Origin of the sequence: Citricoccus sp. NPDC079358 (assembly GCF_040702545.1) — a bacterium.
In the GTDB taxonomy this organism is placed as follows: Bacteria; Actinomycetota; Actinomycetes; order Actinomycetales; family Micrococcaceae; genus Citricoccus.
On record NZ_JBFBLI010000004.1, the window covers coordinates 1 to 25163 of the forward strand.

General features: G+C 67.1%; 21 protein-coding genes and 1 pseudogene. 13 read left to right on the top strand and 9 right to left on the bottom strand.

All coding sequences use genetic code 11. From position 1 onward, the window contains the following. Both AB0333_RS06325 and AB0333_RS06330 read left to right on the top strand, forming a co-directional pair. Nucleotides 1-897: M24 family metallopeptidase (locus tag AB0333_RS06325; protein ID WP_366217840.1), on the top strand; the 897-nt coding region annotated here is incomplete at its 5' end. 111 nt (nucleotides 898-1008) lie between these two features. Continuing rightward, nucleotides 1009-1845: an IclR family transcriptional regulator gene (locus tag AB0333_RS06330; RefSeq protein ID WP_366217841.1), complete on the top strand. Its 837-nt coding sequence runs from the start codon at nucleotides 1009-1011 to the stop codon at nucleotides 1843-1845. A 130-nt stretch (nucleotides 1846-1975) separates the two neighbouring features. Here the strand turns inward: AB0333_RS06330 and AB0333_RS06335 are convergent, their stop codons facing one another. Continuing rightward, the gene (locus tag AB0333_RS06335; RefSeq protein ID WP_366217842.1) at nucleotides 1976-3148 is read right to left on the bottom strand and encodes an aminotransferase class I/II-fold pyridoxal phosphate-dependent enzyme; all 1173 of its coding nucleotides are present in this window, start codon (nucleotides 3146-3148) and stop codon (nucleotides 1976-1978) included. 366 nt (nucleotides 3149-3514) lie between these two features. On the opposite strand from AB0333_RS06335, the gene AB0333_RS06340 reads away from it, so the two are divergent. Further along, on the top strand, nucleotides 3515-4894 hold the full coding sequence (locus AB0333_RS06340; protein ID WP_366217843.1) for an MFS transporter: 1380 nt from the start codon (nucleotides 3515-3517) through the stop codon (nucleotides 4892-4894). 46 nt (nucleotides 4895-4940) lie between these two features. Here AB0333_RS06340 and AB0333_RS06345 read toward each other — a convergent pair whose 3' ends face one another. Beyond that, nucleotides 4941-5561 (bottom strand): GntR family transcriptional regulator, encoded by a 621-nt coding sequence (locus AB0333_RS06345; RefSeq protein ID WP_366217844.1) that lies wholly within the window; start codon nucleotides 5559-5561, stop codon nucleotides 4941-4943. A gap of 142 nt (nucleotides 5562-5703) precedes the next feature. Between AB0333_RS06345 and AB0333_RS06350 the strand changes: the two genes are divergently transcribed. The 4 genes from AB0333_RS06350 to AB0333_RS06365 all read left to right on the top strand — a co-directional run bounded on the left by AB0333_RS06350 (nucleotide 5704) and on the right by AB0333_RS06365 (nucleotide 9085). Next, nucleotides 5704-6852 (top strand): 4-oxalomesaconate tautomerase, encoded by a 1149-nt coding sequence (locus tag AB0333_RS06350; RefSeq protein ID WP_366217845.1) that lies wholly within the window; start codon nucleotides 5704-5706, stop codon nucleotides 6850-6852. Nucleotides 6853-6919: 67 nt separating this feature from the next. Continuing rightward, the gene (locus AB0333_RS06355) at nucleotides 6920-7393 is read left to right on the top strand and encodes a hypothetical protein (protein WP_366217846.1); all 474 of its coding nucleotides are present in this window, start codon (nucleotides 6920-6922) and stop codon (nucleotides 7391-7393) included. Nucleotides 7394-7419: 26 nt separating this feature from the next. Then, entirely contained in the window at nucleotides 7420-8265 is an 846-nt protein-coding gene (thiD, locus tag AB0333_RS06360) for a bifunctional hydroxymethylpyrimidine kinase/phosphomethylpyrimidine kinase (RefSeq protein WP_366217847.1), read from the top strand. Nucleotides 8266-8344: 79 nt separating this feature from the next. Next, the gene (locus AB0333_RS06365) at nucleotides 8345-9085 is read left to right on the top strand and encodes a DsbA family oxidoreductase (RefSeq protein WP_366217848.1); all 741 of its coding nucleotides are present in this window, start codon (nucleotides 8345-8347) and stop codon (nucleotides 9083-9085) included. 7 nt (nucleotides 9086-9092) lie between these two features. Here AB0333_RS06365 and AB0333_RS06370 read toward each other — a convergent pair whose 3' ends face one another. The 3 genes from AB0333_RS06370 to AB0333_RS06380 form a co-directional block, all read right to left on the bottom strand. Then, the gene (locus tag AB0333_RS06370; protein WP_366217849.1) at nucleotides 9093-10337 is read right to left on the bottom strand and encodes an MFS transporter; all 1245 of its coding nucleotides are present in this window, start codon (nucleotides 10335-10337) and stop codon (nucleotides 9093-9095) included. A 280-nt stretch (nucleotides 10338-10617) separates the two neighbouring features. Next, on the bottom strand, nucleotides 10618-11841 hold the full coding sequence (locus tag AB0333_RS06375) for a histidine kinase (protein WP_366217850.1): 1224 nt from the start codon (nucleotides 11839-11841) through the stop codon (nucleotides 10618-10620). 10 nt (nucleotides 11842-11851) lie between these two features. Then, a complete protein-coding gene (locus tag AB0333_RS06380) occupies nucleotides 11852-12067 on the bottom strand; it encodes a hypothetical protein (RefSeq protein WP_366217851.1) in 216 nt (71 codons plus the stop codon). Nucleotides 12068-12224: 157 nt separating this feature from the next. On the opposite strand from AB0333_RS06380, the gene AB0333_RS06385 reads away from it, so the two are divergent. After that, a complete protein-coding gene (locus tag AB0333_RS06385; RefSeq protein WP_366217852.1) occupies nucleotides 12225-12917 on the top strand; it encodes a response regulator transcription factor in 693 nt (230 codons plus the stop codon). Nucleotides 12918-12924: 7 nt separating this feature from the next. On the opposite strand, the gene AB0333_RS06390 is transcribed toward AB0333_RS06385, so the two are convergent. Together AB0333_RS06390 and AB0333_RS06395 are read right to left on the bottom strand one after the other, a co-directional pair. Then, nucleotides 12925-13728 (bottom strand): DUF4113 domain-containing protein, encoded by an 804-nt coding sequence (locus AB0333_RS06390; protein ID WP_366218103.1) that lies wholly within the window; start codon nucleotides 13726-13728, stop codon nucleotides 12925-12927. Nucleotides 13729-13791: 63 nt separating this feature from the next. Further along, nucleotides 13792-14205, bottom strand: a pseudogene (locus AB0333_RS06395) (DNA polymerase V subunit UmuC); the annotation flags it as partial. Nucleotides 14206-14265: 60 nt separating this feature from the next. Between AB0333_RS06395 and AB0333_RS06400 the strand changes: the two are divergent. The 4 genes from AB0333_RS06400 to AB0333_RS06415 are packed head-to-tail and all read left to right on the top strand — an operon-like array spanning nucleotide 14266 to nucleotide 20088. Beyond that, on the top strand, nucleotides 14266-15789 hold the full coding sequence (locus AB0333_RS06400; RefSeq protein ID WP_052295491.1) for a site-specific integrase: 1524 nt from the start codon (nucleotides 14266-14268) through the stop codon (nucleotides 15787-15789). Between the two features lie 14 nt (nucleotides 15790-15803). Next, nucleotides 15804-17582, top strand: coding sequence for a hypothetical protein (locus AB0333_RS06405; RefSeq protein ID WP_366217853.1), 1779 nt, complete (start codon nucleotides 15804-15806; stop codon nucleotides 17580-17582). Next, entirely contained in the window at nucleotides 17579-19681 is a 2103-nt protein-coding gene (locus tag AB0333_RS06410; RefSeq protein WP_011774113.1) for a phage integrase family protein, read from the top strand. The genes AB0333_RS06405 and AB0333_RS06410 overlap by 4 nt, the downstream gene beginning before the upstream one ends. Next, entirely contained in the window at nucleotides 19678-20088 is a 411-nt protein-coding gene (locus tag AB0333_RS06415) for a hypothetical protein (protein WP_043805930.1), read from the top strand. Before AB0333_RS06410 ends, AB0333_RS06415 begins: the two co-directional genes overlap by 4 nt. A 213-nt stretch (nucleotides 20089-20301) precedes the next feature. Here AB0333_RS06415 and AB0333_RS06420 read toward each other — a convergent pair whose 3' ends face one another. Together AB0333_RS06420 and AB0333_RS06425 are read right to left on the bottom strand one after the other, a co-directional pair. Beyond that, nucleotides 20302-20706, bottom strand: coding sequence for a VOC family protein (locus AB0333_RS06420; protein WP_011774112.1), 405 nt, complete (start codon nucleotides 20704-20706; stop codon nucleotides 20302-20304). 143 nt (nucleotides 20707-20849) lie between these two features. Further along, nucleotides 20850-23921 (bottom strand): Tn3-like element ISAau4 family transposase, encoded by a 3072-nt coding sequence (locus tag AB0333_RS06425; RefSeq protein WP_011774110.1) that lies wholly within the window; start codon nucleotides 23919-23921, stop codon nucleotides 20850-20852. Between the two features lie 173 nt (nucleotides 23922-24094). Here AB0333_RS06425 and AB0333_RS06430 point away from each other — a divergent pair, with 173 nt between their 5' ends. Beyond that, nucleotides 24095-24703 (top strand): TetR family transcriptional regulator, encoded by a 609-nt coding sequence (locus AB0333_RS06430; protein WP_366217854.1) that lies wholly within the window; start codon nucleotides 24095-24097, stop codon nucleotides 24701-24703. Nucleotides 24704-25163: the final 460 nt, after the last annotated feature.

The window sequence follows — 25163 nt, forward strand, 5'->3', positions numbered from 1 at the left end:
CTGCAGGAGGCCCTGAAGCGGGACGGCGTGAAGGCCTCCCGGATCGGCGTCGAAGACGACTTCCTGCCGGGCCTGACCCGCCAGCGCATCCAGGACGCCTTCGCCGGCGCCGAGCTGCTGGACGTCTCCCAGGACGCCATGCGCCAGCGCATGATCAAATCCGCCGAGGAGATCGAGGTCATCAAGCACGGCGCCCGCATCGGCGACCTCGGCGGTGAGGCCATCAAGGCGGCCATCCGTGAGGGCATCTCCGAGTACGAGGTCGCCCTGATCGGCACCGAGGCCATGGTGCACGAGATCGCCAAGACCTTCCCGGACCGGGAGGTCCGGGACACCTGGGTCTGGTTCCAGTCCGGCATCAACACGGACGGCGCCCACAACTGGGCCACCACCCGTCAGCTGCAGCGCGGGGACATCCTGTCCCTGAACTGCTTCCCCATGACCTCGGGTTACTACACGGCCCTGGAGCGCACCCTGTTCCTCGGTCAGCCGGACGAGCGCAGCCTCGAGCTGTGGAACGTCAACGTGGAGGTGCACCGCGCTGGCCTCGAACTGATCAAGCCCGGCGCGGTCTGCCAGGACATCGCCCATGCGCTGAACGAGATTTACATCGGCCACGGCCTGCTGCCCAACCGCACCTTCGGCTATGGCCACTCCTTCGGGGTCCTGTCCCACTACTACGGCCGCGAAGCCGGCCTGGAGCTCCGCGAGGACATCGACACCGTCCTGGAGCCGGGCATGGTGGTCTCCATGGAGCCGATGATCACCGTCATGGACGGCGAGCCGGGTGCCGGCGGTTACCGCGAGCACGACATCCTGGTCATCGGAGAAGACGGCGGCGTGGAGAACATCACGAAGTTCGGCTTCGGCCCGGAGAACAACATCATCGACGCCTGAGTGCCCCGCGGGCACCCTCCCGCACCAGCACCACGGCCCGGGTTCCCTGCAGGGACCCGGGCCGTGGCATGGTGGGACACAGAGACCGCCACACGTCCCAGGAGGACCACCATGGGCACCACCAGCACCACGCCCGACGCCGGCCGCACCGGTTCCGGAACTCCGTCCGGTGAGGCCGTGGCCGGGGCCGGCGGCGGAGCGCGCGGCACCTCCGTGATCGTCAACGTCCTCCAGGTCATCCGCTGCTTCACCGTGGAGGAGCCGGTCCTGGGGGTCACCGAGATCGCCACCCAGGTCGGCCTGCACAAGTCCAGTGTCTCCAGGATCCTCGCCACACTGGAGCAGGAGAAAGTGGTCGAGCGGGACGAGGCCTCCCGCAAGTACCGGCTGGGCCTGGGCCTGATCGCCGTGGCCGGGCCTCTGCTGGCGGGCCTCGATGTCCGTCGCATCGCCCTGGACGATCTGCGCGAGCTTTCGGAAACCACCGCCGAGACGGCGGCGCTGAACATCTGGGACGGCACCGCCGCGGTCACCGTGGAACAGGTTCCCAGCCGACAGCAGGTCAAGCACACCTCCGTGTTGGGCAGCCGCTACGCCACCGGCCTCAGCGCGAGTGTGCAGGTGCACCTGTCCCATGAATCGCCCGAGTGGGTGCGGCAGCTACTGGAGGATGGGGCACTCCAATTCGACACTCCGCCGGACACCGACGCCTACCTCGAACGCCTCGCCGAAGTCCGGCGTCGCGGCTACGCCGTCAACTACCGCGAGACCTCCGAAGACGAGGTGGGAGTCGCCGCACCGGTGTTCGATCACCGAGGGCACGTCGTGGCCTGCGTGTTGGTCGCGGCGCCGTTTTACCGGGTCCCGGAGGCGTCCGTGGCCGCCCTTGCTTCGGAGTGCCGGGACACCGCCCGGAGCATCTCAGTGCGCATGGGGGCACCGGCATAAGCATTGGCCCCGCCGACTCGGTATGAGTCGTGGTGGCAGGCCCGGTACGAGCAGAATGCCAGACGCCGACGCGGTCACCGTCGCCGGGGTGTGGAGCCCGCCGTGGAGGTCGAGTGGTCGAGCCACAGGGTCAACGGCGCGTCGCCAATGCTCGGCCCATGCGCGCGACCGAGGCCGCCAGGATGGGGTGCGGCGTGGCCAGATTCAGCCGGACATGTCCCTGTCCGGCGGCACCACACGTGGCTCCGTCGTTGACCGCGACGCGCGCGTGTTCGAGGAAGAAGTCGGCCGGCCGCTCCCCCAGCTCGAGAGCGGAACAGTCAAGCCAGGCCAGGTAGGTTCCGTGGGGCGGCCTATAGTCGACGCCGGGCAGATGCTCGGCGAGGAGGCTGCTCAGGAGCTTGCGGTTGCCGTCCACGTAATCGAGTACCTTCGCCAGCCAGGGACGGCCTCGATTGTATGCGGCCGTCGTCGCCACCGCCCCGAGCAGGCCGGCCCCGTGTTCCGAGAGGAAGGCGATGTCACCCCAGCGCTCGGCGTCGCGATCGTTGGACAGGATCAGCTGGGCGCACTTCAGGCCGGACAGGTTCCACCCCTTGGATGCCGAGGTTGCCGTGATCGCGTGCCCCGCAGCGGTCGGCGACACCGATGCATAAGGCACGTGCCGGTGACCGTCGAAGACGAGCGGGGCATGGATCTCATCGGAGAACACCCGGGCGTTGTGGCGCTCGGCGACCTCGGCGAGAGCGGCCATCTCCTCACTCAGGTACACCTTGCCGATCGGGTTGTGCGGGTTGCAGAACACCACCAATCCGCCGCCGGAGGCCAGCGCCGCATCAACGCCCTCCAGGTCGAGTCTCCACTCCCCCCGCGCCTCGCGGAGCATGGGCACCTCGCGGACCGAGCGGCCGAGTTGTCCCGGAACCGAGAGGAACGGCGCGTGGGTGGGAGTGAGGAGCACGATGTCGGACCCGGGGCGGGAAAAATGCTCGATGGCCATCTCGAGTCCGCGCAGCACGTCGGGGAGTGGCCTCACGAACTCAACGGGCAGGTCCCACCCGTACACATCGCGGTGCCAATCCGCGCAGGCCTGGCGCATGGCCAGTTGCTCCGTTGCCGGCAGGTATCCCACCGAGCCACTGCGCACCCGGGCGCTGAGGGCTTCCTCGACCTCGTCGGCGATGCCGAAGTCCATCTCTGCGACCGTTGATCCGATCACGCCCGGCGGCGTCGACCACTTCTTGCTGCCCAGCCCGCGCAGCTGTTCTTCTGTCATCCGGGTGGCTTCGTGCAGGGATGTCATGGCTGTCCTTGGCGGTTGAAGGGAAGCTGGGCAGAGGGCGGCCATCACGCCTCCGCGAGAGATGTCCGTGCTTCACGGTACCCACGGGAAGCAACCCCCGGACGACGCCCGTCCGACGCTTGGCTGGCTTCGATCCACGAGGCGAACCGGAGTCGCCCCCAACACATCGCCATGCGAGATCAGCAGCCAGCGCCTCCGAGCGTCGCGCGCTCCCACTCGAGAGATCTCACACCGCCTCACCGGGCGCACCTGGACCTGGCCTTGAGCCGATCCGAACCCTTGACGTGATCCAGCTCACGTTGTCATGCTTAGTTCACTCACTGCAACTCCAGTGCATCCAACGCAACATTAATGACAGGCGCCACTATGGAACATGAAGTCCCCCGGGCGACGGCAGGAGCTGCGGCCACCGCATCGACGGCCCTCAGCCCAGAAATTCGCAGCACCCTCAGCGGGCAGACCCATACTCCGGTGGACTCCGCCACGCGCCGCAGGGTGGTGACGGCCAGCTTCATCGGCAACTTCGTCGAGTGGTTCGACTACGCCATGTACGGCTACCTCGCCGTCACCATCACAGCGGTGTTCTTCCCCGACTCGGACCCGGCCACGGGCCTCATGCTCACCTTCTCGCTGTTCGCCGTCTCCTTCCTGGTGCGGCCCCTCGGCGGCTTCTTCTGGGGGCACATCGGCGACCGCTTCGGACGCCGGATCGCCCTGTCCTGGTCCATCCTGCTGATGTCCCTGGCCACCTTCCTCATCGCCCTCATCCCGGGCTACGTCACCATCGGCATCTGGGCGCCGCTCCTACTGCTCCTGCTCCGCCTCATCCAGGGCTTCTCGGCCTCCGGCGAGTACGCCGGGGCCTCGGCCTTCCTCGTGGAATACGCCCCACCAGGGAAGCGCGGCGTCTATGCCGCAGTGGTCCCCGCCAGCACGGCGACCGGCCTACTGCTCGGGTCACTCATCGCCACGATCCTGACGGCAACGCTGGACAGCCAGCAGATGACCGATTGGGGATGGCGACTGCCGTTCCTGCTCGCCGCACCCATGGGCCTGATCGGCCGGTACATCCGCAGCAAGCTGGAGGACACCCCGGCCTTCCGCGAGATGGCCGTCAAGGATGAGGCCGTCAAGGCCCCCGTGAGCTCCCTGTTCCGCGATCACTGGGCCAGCCTCATGCAAGCGGCCGGTGCGGTGCTGCTGAACGCCGTGGGCTTCTACGTCATCCTCAGTTACATGCCGACCTATCTTTCCGAGGAGCTCGGCCTCGACCAGACCTCGTCCTACTTCGCCACCACGGTTGCCCTGGTGACCTACATCGGCTTCATCTTCGTCACGGGCGCCCTCTCGGACCGCTTCGGCCGCAAACGGGTGTTGATGAGCGCCTCGGTGGCCTTCCTGATCTTCACCATCCCGGCGTTCCACTTCTTGGACACCGGCAACTTCATCGTGGTCCTCCTGGTCCAGATCCTGCTCGGCGGGATGCTCACTCTCAATGACGGAACCCTGCCGAGCTTCTTGGCCGAGATGTTCCCCACCAAGGTCCGCTATTCGGGGTTCGCCGTGAGCTTCAACCTCTCCAACGCGCTCTTCGGCGGGACCGCACCCCTGGTGGCCACCTGGCTGATCGCCACCAGCGGCAGCACCATCGCTCCTGGCTGGTATCTGATGGCCGCTGCCACCGTGTCGTTGATCGCCGTTGCCCTGGCCAAGGAGACCAGCAAGCAGCCGTTGAGCATGGAGTGACCACCGGCTGAACCCCCGATGCTCAGCCCTCGGATGCTGGAGCCCCTCAGGACCCGGACCGCACCGATTCCTCGATGGCCGCGCCCACGGACATCAGATGCTCACGCATGGCCCGCGCCGCCTCTTCCGGCTCGCGCGCGCAGACGGCGTCGATGATGGCCAGATGCTCCGGCAGGGACTGCTGCGAGCGCCCGGGCTTGGCGAACAGGCGGTACTGGAAGCGCACGGCCTGGGCGCGGAGCCGGTCGATGGTCGCGGCCGCCGTCTTCTGCCCGGACAGACGGATCAGGGTGGAGTGCAGGTCCGTGTTGCCCTGGGCGTAGGCGGCCTGGTCCCCGGTCTCGACCGCGGCTTGCATGCTCCGGCCGATCTGCCGCAACTCCTCCGCCTCGGCATCGGTGATGCGGGTGGCCGCCCGTGCCGCACACAGCGCCTCGAGGGCGGAGCGGACCTCCACGATCTCGATCGCCTCCTCCACGGGGACGGACCGGACACGGGCACCGCGGTTCTGGATCCGCTCGACGAGGCCCTCGACCGTCAGCTCGGACAGGGCGGTGCGCACGTGGCCGCGGCTGGCCCCGTACATCTCAGCCAGGTCGGCTTCGACGAGCCGCTGGTTCGGGACCAGCTCGCCGGCGAAGATGGCCGCGCGAATCTGGTCGGCCACGTCGGTCGCGTTCACCGCAACACTGGCCCGCGTTGCTGTTGCCACTGGAATCTCCCCCGCTCGTCAGCCATGATGGAACTGATTGTAAACAATTTTGTCACAGATGATGCAGGCCGCAGCCGATTTGGTGAAGGAATACACCGTGAGCCCAGACCCCGCCTCCCCCACCACCTCCGCGCACCACGGCAGGGACACCCTCCAGGGCGGGCCCGCCACCGAGGTCCGGTGCATGGTCATGCGCGGCGGAACCTCCAAGGGACTGTATTTCCTGGCCGAGGACCTGCCCGCCGATCCGGCCGCCAGGGATGCCCTGCTGCTCCGGCTGATGGGCTCCCCGGACGCACGGCAGATCGACGGGCTGGGCGGAGCGCACCCGCTGACCAGCAAGGTCGCGGTGGTCTCCCCGCGGCCAGACGGCGGAGTCGACTACCTGTTCCTCCAGGTCTCCGTCGACGAGGCGACCGTCTCCGACCGGCAGAACTGCGGCAACATCCTCGCCGGCATCGGCCCCTTCGCGGTCGAACGCGGCCTCGTCCCCGGCCGGGACGGCACCACCGAGGTGGTCATCCACATGGTCAACACCGGTTCGGTGGCCCGCGCCCGGGTCACGACGCCGGCCGGTCGGGTCGCATACGAGGGCGATGCGGAGATCGCGGGGGTGCCGGGGACCGCGGCCCCGGTGGTCCTGGACTACCAGGGCACCGCCGGTTCCAGTTGTGGAGCCCTGTTCCCCACGGGGAACCGCATCGATACTTTCGCCGGGGTCGAGGTGACGTGCGTGGACAACGGGATGCCCGTCGTCGTGATCGATGCCGCGGCACTGGGCGTGGAGGGGACCGAGGAGCCCGCCACGCTGGAAGCCGACGCCGAGCTGTGTGCCGCGGTCGAGGCCGTGCGGCTCGAGGCCGGCGTCGCCATGGGCCTGGGGGACGTCAGCGAGACCACGGTGCCGAAGGTCTGCCTGGTGGCCCCCGCCCGGGGCGGGGGGACGTTCAACACGCGGTGTTTCATCCCGAAGCGCGTCCATGAGGCCATCGGAGTGTTCGCCGGGGCCTCGGTGGCGGTGGCCTGGCAGGTGCCCGGCACGGTGGTGGCGGGTCTGAGCGGTGACCATGAGGCGGCCGAGACCCGGGTGGAGCACCCCACGGGCCACACGGACCTGGTGGTGGAGGTCGATTCGGGGGACGCCCCAGAGTCGGGCCGGTCCTCAGCATCCGGCGAACCCACCGTCCTCGTCACGGGCAGCGTGCGCACGGCCCGCAAACTGATGGACGGCATCGCCTTCGCCTGAGCGGGCGGACGCCCCCGCCGGTAGACTGGCACGGCCCCTCCGCCACCGCCACTACTGGAGCACGCCCATGACCACCCCCATTCCGGTCAAGCCGAGCCGCCGCAAGCGGCCCGCCGCCGGACCCCGCCCACGCCTGAAGATGTCGCTCTACGGCTTCCTCGTGGCCTGGCTGGCGCCGAACCTGCTCATGGCCGCCATCGTGCTCGTGCTGAACTTCATCCCGGCGCTGCAGGCCTATGGCTCCCTGACTCCGCTGCTGACCACCGTCGGTCTGGCCGGACTGGTCATCGGCCTGCCCCTGTGTCTGCTGGTGAACTGGCTCTTCCGCCACCAGACCAACCAGTGGATCCATGTGATCGGCTACGCCCTGGTCGGCATGCTCTACGGACTGGCGGTGCTGTTCTCCGGCGTCGGCGGCCTTCTGCCCATGCTCATTCCCATCATCGGCTTCCCGGCCGCCATCCTGATGGCCTTGGGCCGCGCCGTGGCCCAGCCGCTGGTAAAGGTCGTCCGCCCCGAAGCGACCTCTGCCGCAGTCTGAGCCGCCGCCGGCTGAAGGGGATTAACATGGTGCGCATGCCTTCCACTGATCAGTACGACATGCACACCCCCGCTCTCGCCTTGACCATCGCCGGTTCTGAAGCGACCGGCGGGGCCGGCGCCCAGGCCGACCTGAAGACCTTCCAGGAACTGGGCACCTTCGGCATCGTGGCGTTGACCTGCATCGTCGCCTTCGACCCGAAGGACGATTGGAACCACCGTTTCGTCCCGGTCCAGGCAGACGTGATCGCCAACCAGTTGGAGGCCATCCAGGCCGACTACGCCGGGTCCCTGAAGACCACCAAGCTCGGCATGATGGGCTCCCCGGAGACCATCTCCACGGTGGCCACCGCCCTGAGGAATCAGGAGTGGGACCACGTGGTTCTCGATCCCGTGCTGATCTGCAAGGGCCAGGAGCCCGGCCATGCCCTGGACACGGACCGCGCCCTCAAGGCCGAGCTGCTGCCCCTGGCCACCTTCACCACCCCGAACCACTTCGAGTCCGAGCAGCTGTCCGGGATCACCGTCCGCACCCTGGAGGACCTGAAGGAAGCGGCGAAGCGCATCCACGAGGTCTCCGGTGCCGCCGTCCTGGCCAAGGGCGGCATGAAGCTCGACGGTCCGGACGCCCTGGACGTGTTCTACGACGGCGAGACACTCGAGGTCCTCTCCGCGCCGAAGATCGGCGACCATGGGGTCTCCGGCGCCGGCTGCTCCCTGGCCGCCGCCGTCACCGCGGAACTCGCCAAGGGCGCCACGCCGCTGGAGGCAGCCCGCCGCGCCAAGGAGTTCGTCACCGAGGGCATCCGCCAGCGCGTCACCGGCAACACCCCGTTCGACGCCCTGTGGCAGGGCGGCCTGCGCCGCGCCTGAGGCGCCCGGCCGGCGTCGTATTCCTTCCCGACGCCGGCCGGCCAGGAATACCCTCGCCTCACCCCGGGTTGTGCCTGGAGTGAAGATTGAGATTTTTTCCGACGTCGGCTGCCCGTGGTGCTTCATCGGCAAACGGCGGTTCGAGAAGGCCCTGGAAGCGTTCGAGCACCGTGACCGGGTCGAGGTGGAGTGGAAGAGCTTCCAGCTCGACCCCACGTTGCCTGAGCACGATCACCGCCAGGAGATCGACTACCTCTCCGAGGCCAAGGGCATGCCCCGCGAGCAGGTGACCGCGATGCTGGCGCACGTGACCGAGCAGGCCGCCGCCGAAGGCTTGGACTACGACTTCGACCGCCTCGTCGTCGCGAACTCATGGAAGGCCCACCGGGTCATCCAGCGGGCCAAGGCGGTCTCACTGCAGACGGCCGAGCACCTTGAGGAACAACTGTTCCGCGCCCACTTCGAGGGTGGCAGGAACATCGGCGACGAGGATGTCCTGGTGGAACTCGGCACCGCTGCCGGGCTGACCGCCGAGCAGGTCCACGAGGCCCTGTCCGAGGACCGCTGGGAGACCGCGGTCCAGCAGGACCTCGCCACTGCGCGCGCCCTGGGTGTCACCGGGGTCCCCTTCTTCGTGCTTGAACGCACCTATGGCATCTCGGGCGCCCAGCCCACCGAGGTCTTCGCCCAGGCCCTCGAGCAGGCCTGGGCGGAGTCTCAGCCGCTGCAGATGGTGCAGCCGGCGGCCGGAGATCCGCAGGGTACGGGCGGTCAGGATGGTCTCCACGGGCAGGCCTGCGGCCCCCAGGGCTGCGACTGATCCCCTCTCAACCGCGGTGCTGGAAGTCGATGCCCAGTCGGCGTGCGGAGAGGAATCGCCAGGCCAGGAGGATGCCCAACAGCGTGGCTGAGACGGTCATGACCCAGGAGAAGTGCCAGCTGCCCGCAGCGGTGGCGATGGTGGCCAGGATGATGGGGCCGACGAAGTTGGCCCCATTGTAGATCTGGACCATCAACCCCATCGCCGCTGCGCCGGAGCCGTTGGGCGGGGCGATGTCCACGGCGATCCGGTTCAGGCTGGCGGGAACCAGGGCACCGACACCGGAGAACAGGGTGACGGCGAGGATCTGCACGACCAGCCCACCCGGCACACCCGACCAGTCCGGCGCGAAGGTGATGATTGAGGCGACACCCATGGTGGCCAAGCCGATCAGCACCAGCCGCCGCATGGGGATGCCCCGCTGGTGCAGCCGGCCGGTGAGGATGTTCCCCACCCCGTTCACCCCGCCGACGATCGCGGTGAAGATACCCGGCCAGAGCCCTCCGACTCCGGCCTCATCGAAGATCGTCGGCAGGAAGCCGATGACCGAACCCCATTGCAGGGTGTAACAGGCGAAGACGATGCCGGCCATCCACGGGGTCAGGGTCTTCACGGTGGCGCCCACGCGCCGTGCCGCCAGCCTCACATTGGAGTCACGGTCCGACGGCGGTGGGGGGACGAACACCACGATCAGCGGGATGGTTGCCGCGGTGACCACCGCCATCACGACCCACCACACCTGCCAGCTGACGCTCGTGAGCAGCAGGGTGGAGGCCAGGACCGCCACAAAGGTGGCCAGCCCCTGGAAGGATCCCCACCACCCCATGGCGATGTTCGTTGTGGCGCGCGGCGTGATCAGGCGGATCAGGGGCGGCGCCACCACGGTGGCCATGAGGAAGCCGACGCCCTCCAAGGCGCGGGTGGCCATCAGGACACCGGTGGTCTCCGCGAAGGCTCCAGCCAGCGAGCCCACGGTCAGCAGGGTCAGCCCGATGAGCAGCGTTCGCCGCAGCCCGAGGACTTCCGAGAAGAGGGAGATCGCCAGGCCCAGGGCCATCGATCCGACCTGGACGATGCCCAGCAGTACTCCGGATTCGATGAGGGTCATCCCCAGGTCGGCCTGAACGAACGACAAGGCTTCGGGGAGTTTCCAGATGTGCATGGCGGCAGCCACACCGGCGATCACGATGGGGATCCAGGAAAAGCGCGTGGGTGCGGGCTGTGCAGCGTCCGCGCCAGACGGGGCGTTCATTCTTGACACCCTAATGCGGAGGTCAGACGGTGCCGCCTGTGAGACGTGCCTCACTGAAAGCGTGACCCTTAAACACCTGAGAGGCGGTGGCTAGGCCACCGCCTCTCAGCGGATATTGGATTGGTGGGCCCGTATCCCCCCGGGCTTATTCCACCGTCCGATCCGTGTGCACCGTCTCATGGGGCCCTTTCAGGTTAACCCGTGTTGTGACCTGGGTGCCATTGGACCTTTGGCTAGTCTTGTGACCCTATATGTGACGCAGATCACATCCGTAGCCTGGCTAGGCATTGGCTCCGTGCAACGGGACCTCGGCGCGGACCCTCCACCACTGACCGTCGCGCGCCGAGGACATGGTCCCCCCGAAAGCGTCCACGCGGTCCCGCATCCCGATCAGACCGCTGCCGGAAGAGTTCCAGCCAGCACGCGTGGCCGGTCCGCTCATGGGCAGAGTATTGTCCACCGCGAGTTCCAATTGCCCCTCACGGACATGCACGGCGATGCGGCATTCGCCACCCTCCCCGGAGTGCTTGGCCACATTGGTCACGGCCTCCTGGAGGACGCGATAGAGGGCGGTCTCAACACTCTGGGGGATGTCCTGCTCCAAGTCGCCGGTGTCCACGGTCGTATAGATCCCCAGGCTCTCCAACATCCGTCCGAACTTCACGGCGCCATACTCGAGGTCCAGCGCGGAGGCCCCTTCACCGAGGTCCCGTTGCGCGGATTCCTGGTCACCCGCCACCAGTCCTTCAGCCTGAAGCAAGGACAACATCCGCCGCAGGTCGACCAGGGCTTCGCCAGCCGAGCTGCCGATGACGTCCACCGCCGTCTTGGCGGCCTCATCCGTTCCGGCATAGGTGGCGGCGCGGGCCTGCATCGAGATGATCGTCAGGTTGTGGGCCACGATGTCATGGAGGTCGCGGGCCAGAGAACGTCGTTCCTCCTGGGCTGCACTCGCTGCACGGCGAGTGGCCTCAGCTACGCGAATGCGGTCCTGAGCGCGCCGATCTAGCATCCAACCGATGAAAAAGCCAATGCCCCAAGCGGCCAAAGTCAACGGAAGTGTGATCCAGACGATGTCTCCGATATCCGGCGACGTCACGGGGATAAGCAAGACCCAGACTATGGCGACGGTGAGCGCTATGTAGCTGAAAAGCTTCGACGTCATAGCGGCCACTACGGCAAGCATGAGTGGGAGAACCAGCAATACGAAGGCGACAGAGTCGCTCTCGCCCACTAAGTGACTTGCCAATAGGGCTGGGATCAGACTGACGAATGCATACGTCGTCCGCATCCACAGGACGTAGAAGGACAAGCTCGTCAACATGTTGACGAAAGAGGCTTGAGGTGAGAGTCGCGGATCGGTCCCCAACGCTGTCACGACATCCGAGACCAGGGAAAACGTGATGAAAATGGACACCAGCACGAGCAGGATCCGGTTCAGTGGCCGCGAATGCCAAAAGCCGGCCGGTTCCGCTAGGGATCCGGCCGGCACGTTGGGAGTCATCGTCTATTAACTAGCAGAAGAACCCGAACGTCACGCACCAGAAGGTCGAAGCGCCATTTCCCGCACCCATGGTGGACATACCACCAGTGGAAGCCTTGGGTGCAGGCTGGAACGAGGCGGGGAGAACGGAACCGGAGGTCGGGGCGGCCGCGGCGGAAGCCGGGGCAGCGAAGAGGGCGGAGGAGACGAGCACAGCGGCCGCTGAGGCCAGGAGGGTGCGTTTCATTCCTTCATTATCAACGGCGACTGGGACGTTCTCCACATTAAGAGGACTTTTACAGGGTATTCCTAGGTTCAGGCACGGCGTGGCGCCATGAACACCCATCGCGCCCTTCCGACCACGTCAAGCGCGGGCGGGTGATTTTCACGACTACGCTGATCCCATGCCGGATTCCTCCCCTTCCCTGTCAGTGTTGATCGTCGACGACCAACCGTTGATGAGCGGAGCACTCAAAATGTTGGTTGAGAACACCGCGGACATGGAATGCGTGGGCATCGCCGCCAACGGTGAGGAGGCACTGGAGTCCGTTCGCGCCGCTCGCCCGAATGTGGTGCTCATGGACATGCAGATGCCCGTCATGGGCGGCGTCGAGGCCACCGAGCGCATCGCCGCGGAGTTCCCGGATACCAGCGTCCTGGCCATCACCACGTTCACCTCGGAGCCTTATCTCGTGCCGGCGTTGAAGGCGGGCGCGGCCGGTTACCTGCTGAAGGACGCCGACCCGGAGACGATCATCGGCGCCATCTGGAGCGTGCACCGCGGGGAGTCCGTCCTCTCCCCCGCCGTGACCCGCAAGCTGCTCTCCTCCATCGAGGATGACCGCCCCGGCGTCGGGACGGCAACGGTGGCTCCGGGAGACCCGGACGGCTCGGACCTGACACCTCGCGAACACGATGTGCTGAGGTTACTGGCCCGGGGCCGGTCCAACCCGGAGATCGCCGAGGAGTTGCATATCTCCGAATCCACGGTGAAGGCCAACCTGTCCAAGATCATGGACAAGCTCGAGGTCCGGGACCGCGTCCAGGTGATCATCCGCGCTGCGCAGCTGGGGCTGGTCACCCTCTCCCTGGGCTGACTCCGCCTCAGGCCCGGACGACGGGCAACTCCGAGAACCTCGTGATGTACTGCGGCGAGGCGAACTCACGGCGCATGGTCCACGTCCCCTGCTCGGCCAGACCTCCAGGCCCGAGACCGATCGAGGTCCCGCCGAACCGCCCGCGGACACGCTCCAGGACATCCTCCAGATGCCGGTCGGGGCCGCCGTCGGATCCGTCCGGCCCCTCGATGTCCTCGAATCCGGTCAGCATCTCCTGCCCCGTTACCGCCGGTCCCAACCCGGACAGCATGACGCCGGCGCGGGTGTAGGGCACTCCCTCGCGCAGCACGGACCGCATCGCGCCCACGGCCGCCCGGGTGATGGCGATCGGGTCGGCAGTGGCCCGCGGAAGGGCCACCGACCTGGAGACCGATCCATCGGGCCCGGAGAACCGGGAGGTCCCGGCCGTGACCAGGACGGTCCTGGCCTGCTGGCCCTGCACTGCCAAGCGGGCTGCGGCGCGCTGCGCGTAGAGGTTCATGACATCGTCCATGTCCGCACCGGTCGTCACCGGCCTCGAGAAGGAGCGCGAGAAGATGACCTGGCCCGGGCCCGCCTTCTCGTCCACGTCCGGAACGCACGGCACCCCGCCCAGTTCCAGGACGGTTCGTTCCAGCACCACGGAGAATCGGGATCGGATCCACGCCGGGTCGGCGGAACGCAGGTCGGCGATGCTCCGGATCCCCAGCCGTTCCAGCTTCTCCCCTGATTTGCGGCCCACACCCCAGACCTCGGTGGCCGGGAGCCGCTCCATCAACCGGTCCACGAAGGCGGGCCGGGCCGCGTCCATGGAGAAGACTCCTCCGATCCGGTCGTCGTCCGGGTTGTTCTTGGCCACGTGGTTGGCGAACTTCGCCAAAGTCTTGGTCGAGGCGATCCCCACGCACACCGGGAGCCCGAGGTGCCGGGCCACCGCCGCCCGGGCCTCCCGCCCGGCCTGCAGAGCCTGCTGCGGGGTGCCGGTCAACCCGATGAAGCACTCGTCGATCGAGTACACCTGCTGTCAGGTGCCCCAACGGCCCAGCAGCTCCATCACACGGGCGGACATGTCCCCGTAGAGCTCGTAGTTGGAGGAACGCGCCACAAGCCCCCATGAGGCCGCCTGCGGGGCGATCTGGAACCACGGCATCCCGGTCTTGAGCCCCAGGGCCTTCGCCTCCGGAGACCGCGCCACCACGCAGCCGTCGTTGTTGGACAGCACCACCACCGGCCGGTTCTCCAACCCGGGATCGAAGGCCCGTTCGCAGGAGACGTAGAAGTTGTTGATTCTCCGCCCCTCTTGCGCGTGTTGCCCGTTCTAGAGAGATTGCGCCGGGATCATTGGCGTATGGCTGATGTGCGGATGGCGTGGCAGGTCTTCTTCGCTCCCGATCGGATCGATTGGGCAAGCGATGAGCTTCTGAACCGTGCGCTGGGTTCGTTCGCCTATGACCGGGACGCGTCGGGCGCGTGGCTGCCGTGGGCGGGGCGTCCTATCTTCGTAGATGCGGCCGGGGTTCCTCACTCTGCCTTGAACGGGTTCTTCGCGGGGGTGAAGATGCGCAACCGCGCTGCGTCTACGAATCGCCGGTACGCGTACTCGCTTTCCGTGTGGGTGAACTTCCTCGCTGCACGCGGCAAGGATTGGGACTCCGCGGTCGAGGACGATGTCGTGGACTTCAAGTTCTGGCGTCGTAGCGACCCGCGCAACCCGCGCCGCGTTTCCGGGTCGGCGTGGGCGAGCGATCTGGCAGGGCTGGCCATGTTCTACGACTGGGCCGGGCGGGTCGTGGGTGGTCCGCCGCTGTTCGCGGCGGCCGAAGCCAACGGCTTCCGAATGGGGCATGCCGGAGGCGGTGCTCGGAGGACCGATCTGCGGCCTTCGACAGTCCGCGGAGCGGACGTCAAATGGCTTTCGCCTAGGGCATACCGTCGCTGGCGCGATGTTGGCATTCACGGTTTAACGCCGCTGGGGTCGGAGCGCGTGAGGTGGCGTCCCCGCTCCCAGTCCCGGGACGCGGCTTTCGCCGACGGCCTATACGGCAGCGGACTTCGTTTGCAGGAGTGGAGCAGCGTGCTGATGCTCGAATTGGACCGCGAGGTCTCGGACAGCCAGTACGCGTCGTTCCGGCTGGCGGATGCCTGCGCGAAGGGGCTGCACGGGCACCCGTATTGGTTGCGGGGCGACGTGCTGGAGCAGGTGGCAACATACAGGGAGACGGAGCGTGCAGCAGCGGTGCGCTCCGCGCGGGCGAGCGGTTTGTACGAGGGGACGCACGGGAGGATGGTCGTCGAGGAGGCCCGGCGGGGTGTACTGAGAGTCAGCACACTGCGTGGCGGGAGGTCCTTCACATCTGCTGTCCAGGTCAACGATCTGTCCCCGTCAGAGAGGTTCCGCCTGATGGTTCGTACCACGAACGGGCTCGAACCGGCCATGCTGTGGCTCAACGAAGATGGCAGCCCGCGGCCGAAGGATGCATGGCACAAGTCATTTGCGCGCGCGAACGCCAGGGTGAAGAAGGCCGGCATCGACCGGCTCGAATGCCGTCCGCACATGCTGCGGCACAGCTTCGCTCTGCGCTGGTTCGCCGTCGGACGGCTTGTCTGGTCCCGGCAGATCGACGGGCTGGACGCCGATCACCAACGCGACCTGCGCGAGCAGTTCGGCGACACCTGGTCGCTGGTGCAGACGATGCTCGGGCACTCGGATGTGAACACGACGAAAAACGTCTACCTTGAGCCGTTCCGAGGGCTGGAAGCCCGGCTGTTGCTGGAGTACGGCAAATCGGTCCTTGACGCGGAGCCGTTGCTCGCGGTCCTCTCCAGCGATCCCAGGGTGCGGCTGCTTGACGAGACCGAAGCGGACCTCTGACGATGCGTGCCTCGTTGCCGGAAGGGCCCTATGAGCGGCCCGACGTCGTCATCGACACGGGAGAACGCCTCGTTGTCCGCTTTGTGTCCGAGTCCGGCGGATCCGCAAAGGACTTCGAATTCCGCAGGCTCGGCCTGGCACCCGAAATCGAGTCGGCCATCGTGCAGGGCTTCGCTCGCGCCTGTGGCCCGGCCGGGACCCGAAAGACCGTGGAGTCCGTGAAGACCCTGTACGCCGGCGCCCGAATGTTCGCCCGCAGTTTGAAGGACCTGCCGTCCCCACCACAGTCGCTCAGCGCACTGACGCCTGCGCACATCGCACCGTTCAGGATCCGGCACACCCGTTACGCCGACTCCCTGCTTCAGGTGCTCCGGGTCCTGTTCCGCCCGATCGAAGGCCTCCCGACCGCATTCCGCGAAGCACTCTACGCACCCCACAAGCCAGCGTCCCCGACCCGCACTCTGTCCGCCTACACGGATTCCGAAGTGCGCCGCATCCAGCGGGCCGCACGAACCGAGGTCCGTGCCGCGCTGACCCGGATCCGGCAGGCGGAGGCGGAACTCGCGGAATGGCAGGCAGCTAGGCCGGGCATGGACTCAGAGGACGGACGGCGCGGCGCGCTGCTGGCACAAGTGGCCCGTACCGGAGACGTGCCCCGGTGCCGCGATGGCAGGATCGACACCTCTAAAGAGCACAGCGGGGCCATCGATCGGCTCCGACATATCTTTCCGACCTACTCGGAGGTGACGGCGCTGGCGGTCCTGCTGATCTGCGTGAGCGGGCACAACCTGAGCACGGTGTGCGGAATGACCGCCTCGCATCTGCGTGCGGACGACCAGGTCGAGGAAGAGCCTCTTGTCCTGACCCGTGCGTCCAAGCCCCGCCGCGGCCGCTACGGCGCGGAGATGGACCTGGCGCTGGCACCGGACCGTGTCCCGGCGAATGGTCCGGACGACTATGCGTCAGCAGCAGGGGTGTACCGCCTCGCTGTCGAACTGTGTGCCCGTGCCCGGGCAGTGGCTGGCACCGACGCTCTCCTGGTATTCCATGCCACTGGCCCGGCCGACCGTGCTCCGGGCCGGGCCAGAATCCGGGCGCTGCCCACAAACTCACTGCAGTGGTGGCGCGGAAGGACCCCCGACGGGGACGTTCTCGACCGCGTGGACTCGCGCCGCCTCAGGCTGGCGTTCGTGCAGCGCCACCAGCGCCCTGTCGCCCACACAGCGACGACACTCGCTGCCGAATACCTTGCCAAAGACGCCACAGCCCTGCCCGAATACCAGGCCATCGTCGACAAGGCGCTGCGCGGCGAGGTCGAACGCATACGCGTCAGCCACAGCATCCTCGCCCTCACCGATGCCGAAGTGCGAGAAGCGGCGAACGATCCCGAGCCAGCAGCCCAGAGGCTTGGAACGACCGTGGAGCAGCTGCAATTGCTGCTTGAAGGCCGGCTGGACACCGTGGCCACCGCATGCATCGACCACACGAACAGCCCCTACACACCGTCCGGGACCGCATGCAGTGCCTCGTTCCTGCTGTGCCTTGGCTGCCCGAACGCACGCTCCGAACCCAGGCACATCCCGATCCAGGCCGCGATGCTCGAAAGCATCACCCGTCGCCGCGCCGAGATCCCTGCAACGGAATGGGAGGATCGCTTCTCCATCGCCTCGGAGCAGCTGAACGACCTGCTCGAACGGCAGCACGCCGGACCTACGGTGGCAGCCGAGGAGGCCAGCGACGAGGACCGCCGTCTCATCGAGATGGTGCTGGACGGCCGATTGGACCTGCGATGATCCTCAAGCTGTCACAGCGACCCAGCCCCATCGACGATGACGTAGTGCTCGCCCGACGCCCCCTCCGCGATGACACGTCCCCTGGTGCGCTCACCCGCTTCGCAGACACAGTCTGGGACCTCACCCCGGGCATCTTCGAGGACCACTCGCAGAAATACAGCATCAACTTCCGCCACTTCCCGCCCGCCTGGCAGCAGCCGGTGAAGGCCTACCTCTGGACCTTGATCAACGACGAAACGCCTCGACCAGTGCCGGGCGGACCCAGCGCGCCCAAGCCGCTGGCCCTCTCCAGCATCGCCCAACTCCCGGCCCGCCTGCGGCGCATCATCTCCTGGTTCGACGAGCACGGCCACGACTCCCTCCAAGCGGCCAGCCCCCAAGTGCTCGACCGGTTCCTGGCCGAGCTGGGCGAAACGAATCTCGGGTTCGCCCAGAAGCGCCAGATCATCACCGAAACCCGACGGCTCTGGGCCTACCGTGACCTCGTGCCTCCCAAGCTCCGGCTGCCGGACGGTTCTCCCTGGCACGAAGAAACAGCCAGGGACCTGCTTTCCCACCGGCGCAAGAGGACAGGGAACCTCACCCCGCGCATCGGCGACGAGACCCTCGTTCCGCTGCTGTCCTGGGCCCTCCGCTTCATCGAGGACTTCGCCCCCGACATCACCGCCGCCTACCACGAGTACTGCACACTGCTCGGCAGCGGGTATCGGCATACACCGGCCGGCGCCCGCGAAACCCCGGTCCCTGACTCCCGCAAAACGGCCCTGCGCGCTGTCCTCAAGAATCTGCGGGCCCACGGGCTGAGCCTGCCCGGGCAGCCCGGACCCGACGGGGAGCCGATCATCAACTGGGCCCACCTGGCCAGGCTCACCGGATTCTTCGGCTCCACCCATGCCCGCTGGGACCGGGACATCCTCGCCGGAAGTGGCCTGAGCGTGGACTCAAACAGCTATCTCATGGCCAGATGCACGGCCCAGCTGGACGGACGCCTCTGGCACGGCTCCTTCATCGCCTGGGAGGAAGCCGTCCCGCTGGCAGTGCATCTGCAGACCGCCTGCTTCATCGTCATCGCATACCTGTCAGGCATGCGCCCGGGCGAGGTGCTGAGCCTGAAACGGGACTGCCACCGACAGGACCCTCGTACGAACCTGCATGAACTACACGGCACGAGATGGAAGGGCGCCCGCAACCATCACGGCGCAAAGATCCCAGAAGGGCAAGCCCGGCAGAACCCCTGGATAGTCCACCCCCTGGCGGCCCTGGCCATTGACGTGCTCGAACGCCTCCATTCCATGGATCTGCTCTTCCCACGCACCCTGCGCCCACAGGCATTGCGCGGGACCACGCCGCGCACCGACAGACGTGCCGGCAATGGGCAGACCGCCGCGAAGACCGTCAGCGACATCACCTCCTTCATCCACTGGGTCAACGAGTACTGCGCACGCCGCCAGCGCAGCGACTGCATCCCCGATGACCCCGACGGCCGCATCACCCCCAGCCGCTTCCGCCGCACCCTGGCCTGGCACATCGCCCGACGCCCCCGTGGCCTGGTAGCTGCCGCCATCCAGTACGGACATGTCGCCGACCTCGTGACCCAGGGATACTCCGGCAGCTACGACTCCGGGTTCCCCAATGAGCTGGCAATGGAAAGATGGCTCGAACGCATCGAACGCATCACGGACATCGACCAATATCTCGACGCCGGCGGACACGTCAGCGGCCCCGCCGCCGACAAGCTGCGCGAACGCACCGGCCGAGCCACCGCCAAGTTCGCCGGCCGGCCCCTCCCCACCCGGCGCCAAGCCGAGAAGCTCCTGCAGGACCCATCGCTGCAGATCTTCAAAGGCGACGGACTGCACTGCGTCTTTGACCAGGCAACAGCCCTCTGCGCGCGGCAGGCAAACGGCCCGGACCTCGGCCGATGCCGCAGCGCCTGCGCCAACATCGCCCGCACCGACACCGACATCCTTCAAGTCCAGGCCAGCCGAGACCTGATCGCCCAGGACAGACTCGCGCCCCCGATCCGCTACGAGCGCATCCGGCAGGTCGGCGACCGTCTCACCGGGATCATCAACAACCACGAACAGGGACGACAATGACCCACGCTGATCCGAACACCATCCGGGAAGCACTTCAAAAGGCCGCCGACGACCTCCTGGAAGGCCGCGCAACCGGGCCTCTGACCGGCGTCCGTCTGGCCGAACTGGCAGGAGTCAAGCGGCACCGACTAACGCACGACAACCCGGACATCAACGCAGCCTTCCAAGAGCGTGCGCGGGAAATCAACAGGAGCAAGCCTGAAGTCGACGCACTTCGTACCCAACTCGCATATGAGCGAGAGCGCGCCAGCCGACTCGCCCAGGAACGGGACGCGCTGGCCCGACAGCTGCGCAACTACGCCACAGCGCTACTCGCAGTCACCGAGGAACGCGACCGACTACTGGATCGACTGCAAACCTCCAGCAATGTGACGCTACTGCGTGCTGCAGACCATCCCCGCAAGTGAGCAGATCTCCACTTTGGAGTCTCGGTAGTAGCGGCGTGTGTGGATTTCGGCGCTGTTTGGTGGCGTTTTGTGATCGCTCGATGTCGCTGGTTGTGGAAGGCAAGGATTCTCACGGCGGCTTCGAGGACGTCATCGGTGACGGTCTCGGGCTGGTTGTTTTCGGGGACGTGGTCGAGTGCTGCCGGGAAACCGTCACGGCCCGTGGAGGGCGGTTCAGTCGTGGGCGATCAGTTCGGCCTCGTAGCCGTCGGTGTTGGTCAGGTAGGCGGCATACGTTTGCGGTCCGCCGGCGTGTGGGTGGCGATCCGGGAAGAGGAGTGTCCAGCCGTGGTGCGGGGCGGCGGTGGCGAGGTCATCGACACGCTGCCGGTTCCCGGCGTAGAAGGCGAGATGGTTGAGGCCCGGGCGCTTGCGGTCGTGGTTCCCGCCACGCATGTCGGGTGACTGCTCGAGCACGATGTAGGTGTGGGCGAGCCTCCAGCTGCGGCCGCCTGGCCACACCTGGAACGGGTCATAGCCGATCTCCTCGAGCAGCCATCCCCACTGGGCCGCGGCGCGTTCGATGTCGGGAACCCAGAGCTCCACGTGGTGCAGAAGCCCTGTGTGCGGAGAAGTCATGCGCCTTCCCCCTGTTCGCATTCGATGATCTTGCCGTCCTTCGATGTGGCGGTGGTGCCGGTGATCGCGCGACCGTCGATTGCGAGGGGCGAATTCTCGGCAACGTGCTCTGCAGCCAATGCTATGTGCCGAACGGGTGCCGGTCAGCGCTCGATTTGCCCGGCTGCGGGGTCTTGCAGCGGTCGTAGCCCGTCGGGTGTGGGTGCGGTGAAGGCGTAGCGGCCGAGCATGTTGATGTGCTGATCGGCCAGCGGTGACGGCCGGGCGAGGTCAGTCTCGGGGATGTCCTGTCCGGCCTCGCGGAGCGCCGTGACGGCGGCGGCGGTGTAGCGGGTGTTCCATAGCACGACGGCGTTGAGCACGAGTCCGAGCGCGCCGAGCTGGTCCTCCTGGCCCTCTCGGTAGCGCTGGTGGATCTGCCCGCGCCGGCCGTGGAAGATCGCCCTGGCCAGGCGGTGGCGTGACTCCTGGACGGTCAGCTGGGTGTTGATCGAACGCCGGTAGGTCTCATCCGTCGGGTCGATGAGGGCCAGCAGGTGCAGGGTCTTGGCGATGCGCCCGTACTCCGCGATCGCCGCCCCGAGCGGGTTCGGTGCCCCGTTGTCGCGGGTGAGCATGCGCAGCACGTCGTAGGCGCGGACCGTCCCGGTCACCAGCGAGGCGGCCACGCGGGTCATGTCGTCCCAGTGGGCGGTGATCTTCGCCAGGTTGACCTTGTTGCGCGCCACCGCGTTCAGCGCCCCGTAGTCCGCCTCGCCGCCGGGCATCCCGGTGCGCCACAGGCGTTGGTCGGACAGGTCCGCGATGCGCGGTGCGAAGCGGTAGCCGAGCAGCGTGAAGATCCCGAAGACCAGGTCGGAGTAGGAGGCGGTGTCGGAGGCGACCATCTCGGGCTTCGGGCCGCCGTCGAGGTTGAGCATGGTGTCCAGCACGTACAGCGAGTCGCGCACCGTGCCGGGCACGACGACTCCGCCGATCCCGGCGGCCTGGTCGTTGACCGCGTTGAACCAGGTCAGCCCCCGGCCGCGGCCGAAGTACTTCGGGTTCGGCGCGGCGTTGATGGTGCGCACCGGCACGACGAACCGCAGCCCGTCCACCGAGGCCAGCAGCCCGCCGCCCCACGAGCTCGCGATCGGCACCCCGGCCTGCGCATCGATCAGGAGGGCGTTCGCGGCGGCGTGGGTCTCGGCGCGCACGTAGTTCGCGTCCACGTGCCCCAGCCGGTCCCGGGTCAGCGCCGGGTGCCCCTCGGCGACGACCGGTGTCAGGCCGACGTTGCAGGCCTGGGCGATCAGGACCGCGGCGACCGAGACCGGAAGATCCCTCATCCGGGAACCGGACTGTCCGATGTGGGTGTAGGCGTGAAGGAACCCGGTCCAGGAGTGGACCTCCAGCAGGATCTTGGGCAGGTCCACCCGCGGCAGCATCGCTGCCACCTGCTTGCGCAGCTTCGTGAGGGAGTCGGGGATCTCCAAGGCCTCGAGCGGGGAGACGGTGAGCCTGACCCTTCCGTCCGGCCCCTCGGTCAGCTGCACGGACCCGTCCGGGCCGGTCTGCCCGATCGCCGCGGCGAGCCCTCGCCAGGCGGCGTCGAGCACCTCCGTCCGAGTGCGCAGGTGCTCGGACACCGGGGCGTGAAGGCTCAGGCTCGTCAACGCCTGTTCGCGCACCGCCTCCCAAGCGGGACCGTCGAGCAGGCGGGTGCGCGGGTCGCCCCACCTGGTGGAGCCGACCGCGAATACGTCGCGGCGGCGAAGGCCCGAACGCAGCTGTTCCAGCACGCACACCACCCACGCGTCCCGGTCCACCCCGGCCCCGCCGGCGCGGCCGAACACCGCCGCGTGCCAGGCCCGCGGCACCAGCGCCTCGTCGATTTCCTCGCGCCGCACCTTGCGCCGACCCCGCAACCCGTCCAGGCGGGCAAGCGCCTCGAGCAGGGGCTGGCCGGCGGCGGTCGCACCCCACGGGATCGTGGTGGCCAACAGCCGCAGGAACGGTGCCACGGTCCGGAAACGACGCGCCATCTGCCCACGCATCGCCCCGTCGGCGCCGCTCTCGTCGGGGACGAGCTCACCCACCTTCGCCACCGCATCGGCGATCCGGTCCCGCGCGGCGACCTGTTCCAGAGCCGCCCACGCTGCCGCGACATCAACCTGGTCGCCGGACTCCTCAAGCACGCGAAGCAGCCGGGCTCCGACCCGGGCCAGAACGCCCGAGGCCTTCTCCAGTTCGGGCATCTTCGCCAACCGCTCCGCGACCGCCGCACGGCGCGAGGGGTCGAGCACCCGCGTGGTCATCAGCAGATCAAACAGGTCCAGCGCATCATCGACCGCGTTGGCCTCCAACGCCGTGACCGTCGCCACGAGCGTCGCCGTGCGTCGTGGTTCGGCCAAACGCCGCAACGACTGCGCCTTGGCCCCGATCCCGTACCGGGCCAAGGCACGCACCCGCGCCGGCGGCACCGCCGACAGGTCCACCGCCCTGGCCCCGAGCGCCCGCAACGCAGCGACCCTGCCCAACGCCTTGTCCAGCTCCGGGCCCGAGACCCTCGTCGGACCCGCCCGCAGCAACTCCAACCGCGAGACCCGCTCACCCCGGTCAGTCACGAGCAGCCCGCGCAGCACCACCGGCAACCGCGGATCGACCGCGCTGGCCGCCGTCGCAACGACGCCGTACACCCCGGACTGCGCCGCTTCGCGCGCAGACTGCACCACCCGCACGAGCGTCGTCACCCCGGGAAGAAGCACACGCTCCCGACGAAGCCACGCCGTCGCCAGCTCGAAAAGAACACTCGGACCCTCCCCGTGCGTCCACGCCCTCGAGTAGACGTACGCCGACAGGTCTTCCAGGACAGGCCCGACCAGGTCACGGTAGCCGTAAACAGCGCGGATCTCGCGGGCGTGCTCGTGAACCGTCGGTCGCCGCCGCATGTATTTCTTCACGATCGAGGGGTCCGCGGTGCCCAGCCGGGCCGAAAGGTAATCGACAACACCCCACGGAACATCAAGCGGATCCGCAAGCAGCACACCCAGGAACCGGATCGTCCCAAGCTGCACGGCAAAGCCGAGCCGGTTGTGGTCTCCACGCCGCTTCGCGATCAGCTCCAGATCAGCGTCATCAAGATAGAAAAACCGCTCCAGATCAGCCCGCGACGGCTCACCCAGGAAACGCCCGAACCCGCCCGCCTGCTCCTCGCTCAGAAACTCCACCGACACACACCAAGGCTACCGAGCAGCACCAAGACCAGCCCAACGAGGCTTAGCGTTCAATTTCCCGCCGTTACTACCAAGACCCCGCAAGGCTCTAGACTTGATCACACAACGGCCGAGCACGCTGGATAATGGTGTGCTCGTGAAGTGGCAAGAAGGAACTGTGAGGGGGATCGAAGATGACCGCCGATTCGGTTGAGGACGCTTCGAAGCGGACCCAGTGGGCACATGGTGAACGTCGCGATGGCATCATTGAAGCAGCGATCACTGTTGTAGCCCGTGACGGCCTTCGGAGACTGACATATCGATCAGTCGCGGAGGAAGCGGGTGTAGCTCACGGCTTGGTCCGTCACCACTTCGGCTCGATCGATGTGCTAATCGAAGAGGCACTAGGTGCGTGTGTAAAGAGAACCGCAATTTTGCTCAGCATGAAACAAGAGAGTGATAACCCCGAAGATTTCGCCCGCGGGATCGTTGAATCACTGCAACTTGATCCCGAGACGCAACTCTTCCAGTACGAGGTGCTGCTGGAATCACGCAGGAAAGAATCGTTGCGTGGTCTAGTTGACGCGATGATGGCACAGTACCGCGTAGTAATTCGTGACGGCCTGCAGCGGATGGGGTTCAGTCCGGACTCAGGGCTTGTGGAGTTCGTCTATGCCGCGGTGGAAGGGATTGTTCTTCAGCAGAGTGTGCATGAACGGGCGAAGGAATCTGACGAGGCGATAGCGGTTCTTCGTCGGGTTCTCACCCTGCTTAAGTGTGAACAAGTAAGGACTTTGCTTTAGCCATCGTTCTGGTTCGGTGTTTTCCGGCTCTTCACGGTTGAGGGTATGGTCGGCGCCTGAATCCTCCGGTTTCCAGCAGGGGTCGGGTGATGCAGTTGGTAAGGTTGCGGTATTCCAGGGCTGAGCCCGTTTGTGGCACTCGATGGACTTCTTCTCGTCCAGGTCCCCGTCGATGATGGGGAAGTGCAGCTTTTCGCGGGGTGTGATCGCGGAGACCATATTCGCCGAGAACCGGGCGCCGGTGTCGACAACGACCGGGTTGCGATCCACGGGTGCCCTGGCGGTACCGGTGTGGTGGTCGGAGCGGACCGAGGCTTCGCCGGCAAAGAAGACCTGCCTACCCAAGGCCCTGGCGTCTGCGGTGATCTTCCGGTAGTCGGTTTCCTTCCACGCCCGAGCGTTCTCCGGGTCCGCCTGGTAGGCGCAGTAGAGCGGTTTTTACGCCGAGAACCTCAGCCGG

Excerpts from the sequence above, each read along its gene's own strand:
- AB0333_RS06330 (WP_366217841.1), top strand. The coding sequence starts at position 1,009 with ATGGGCACCACCAGCACCACGCCCGACGCCGGCCGCACCGGTTCCGGA.
- AB0333_RS06335 (WP_366217842.1), bottom strand. The coding sequence starts at position 3,148 with ATGACATCCCTGCACGAAGCCACCCGGATGACAGAAGAACAGCTGCGC.
- AB0333_RS06340 (WP_366217843.1), top strand. The coding sequence starts at position 3,515 with ATGGAACATGAAGTCCCCCGGGCGACGGCAGGAGCTGCGGCCACCGCA.
- AB0333_RS06355 (WP_366217846.1), top strand. The coding sequence starts at position 6,920 with ATGACCACCCCCATTCCGGTCAAGCCGAGCCGCCGCAAGCGGCCCGCC.
- thiD (WP_366217847.1), top strand. The coding sequence starts at position 7,420 with ATGGTGCGCATGCCTTCCACTGATCAGTACGACATGCACACCCCCGCT.
- AB0333_RS06370 (WP_366217849.1), bottom strand. The coding sequence starts at position 10,337 with ATGAACGCCCCGTCTGGCGCGGACGCTGCACAGCCCGCACCCACGCGC.
- AB0333_RS06375 (WP_366217850.1), bottom strand. The coding sequence starts at position 11,841 with ATGACTCCCAACGTGCCGGCCGGATCCCTAGCGGAACCGGCCGGCTTT.
- AB0333_RS06380 (WP_366217851.1), bottom strand. The coding sequence starts at position 12,067 with ATGAAACGCACCCTCCTGGCCTCAGCGGCCGCTGTGCTCGTCTCCTCC.
- AB0333_RS06385 (WP_366217852.1), top strand. The coding sequence starts at position 12,225 with ATGCCGGATTCCTCCCCTTCCCTGTCAGTGTTGATCGTCGACGACCAA.
- AB0333_RS06390 (WP_366218103.1), bottom strand. The coding sequence starts at position 13,728 with ATGGACGCGGCCCGGCCCGCCTTCGTGGACCGGTTGATGGAGCGGCTC.
- AB0333_RS06400 (WP_052295491.1), top strand. The coding sequence starts at position 14,266 with ATGGCTGATGTGCGGATGGCGTGGCAGGTCTTCTTCGCTCCCGATCGG.
- AB0333_RS06410 (WP_011774113.1), top strand. The coding sequence starts at position 17,579 with ATGATCCTCAAGCTGTCACAGCGACCCAGCCCCATCGACGATGACGTA.
- AB0333_RS06415 (WP_043805930.1), top strand. The coding sequence starts at position 19,678 with ATGACCCACGCTGATCCGAACACCATCCGGGAAGCACTTCAAAAGGCC.
- AB0333_RS06420 (WP_011774112.1), bottom strand. The coding sequence starts at position 20,706 with ATGACTTCTCCGCACACAGGGCTTCTGCACCACGTGGAGCTCTGGGTT.
- AB0333_RS06430 (WP_366217854.1), top strand. The coding sequence starts at position 24,095 with ATGACCGCCGATTCGGTTGAGGACGCTTCGAAGCGGACCCAGTGGGCA.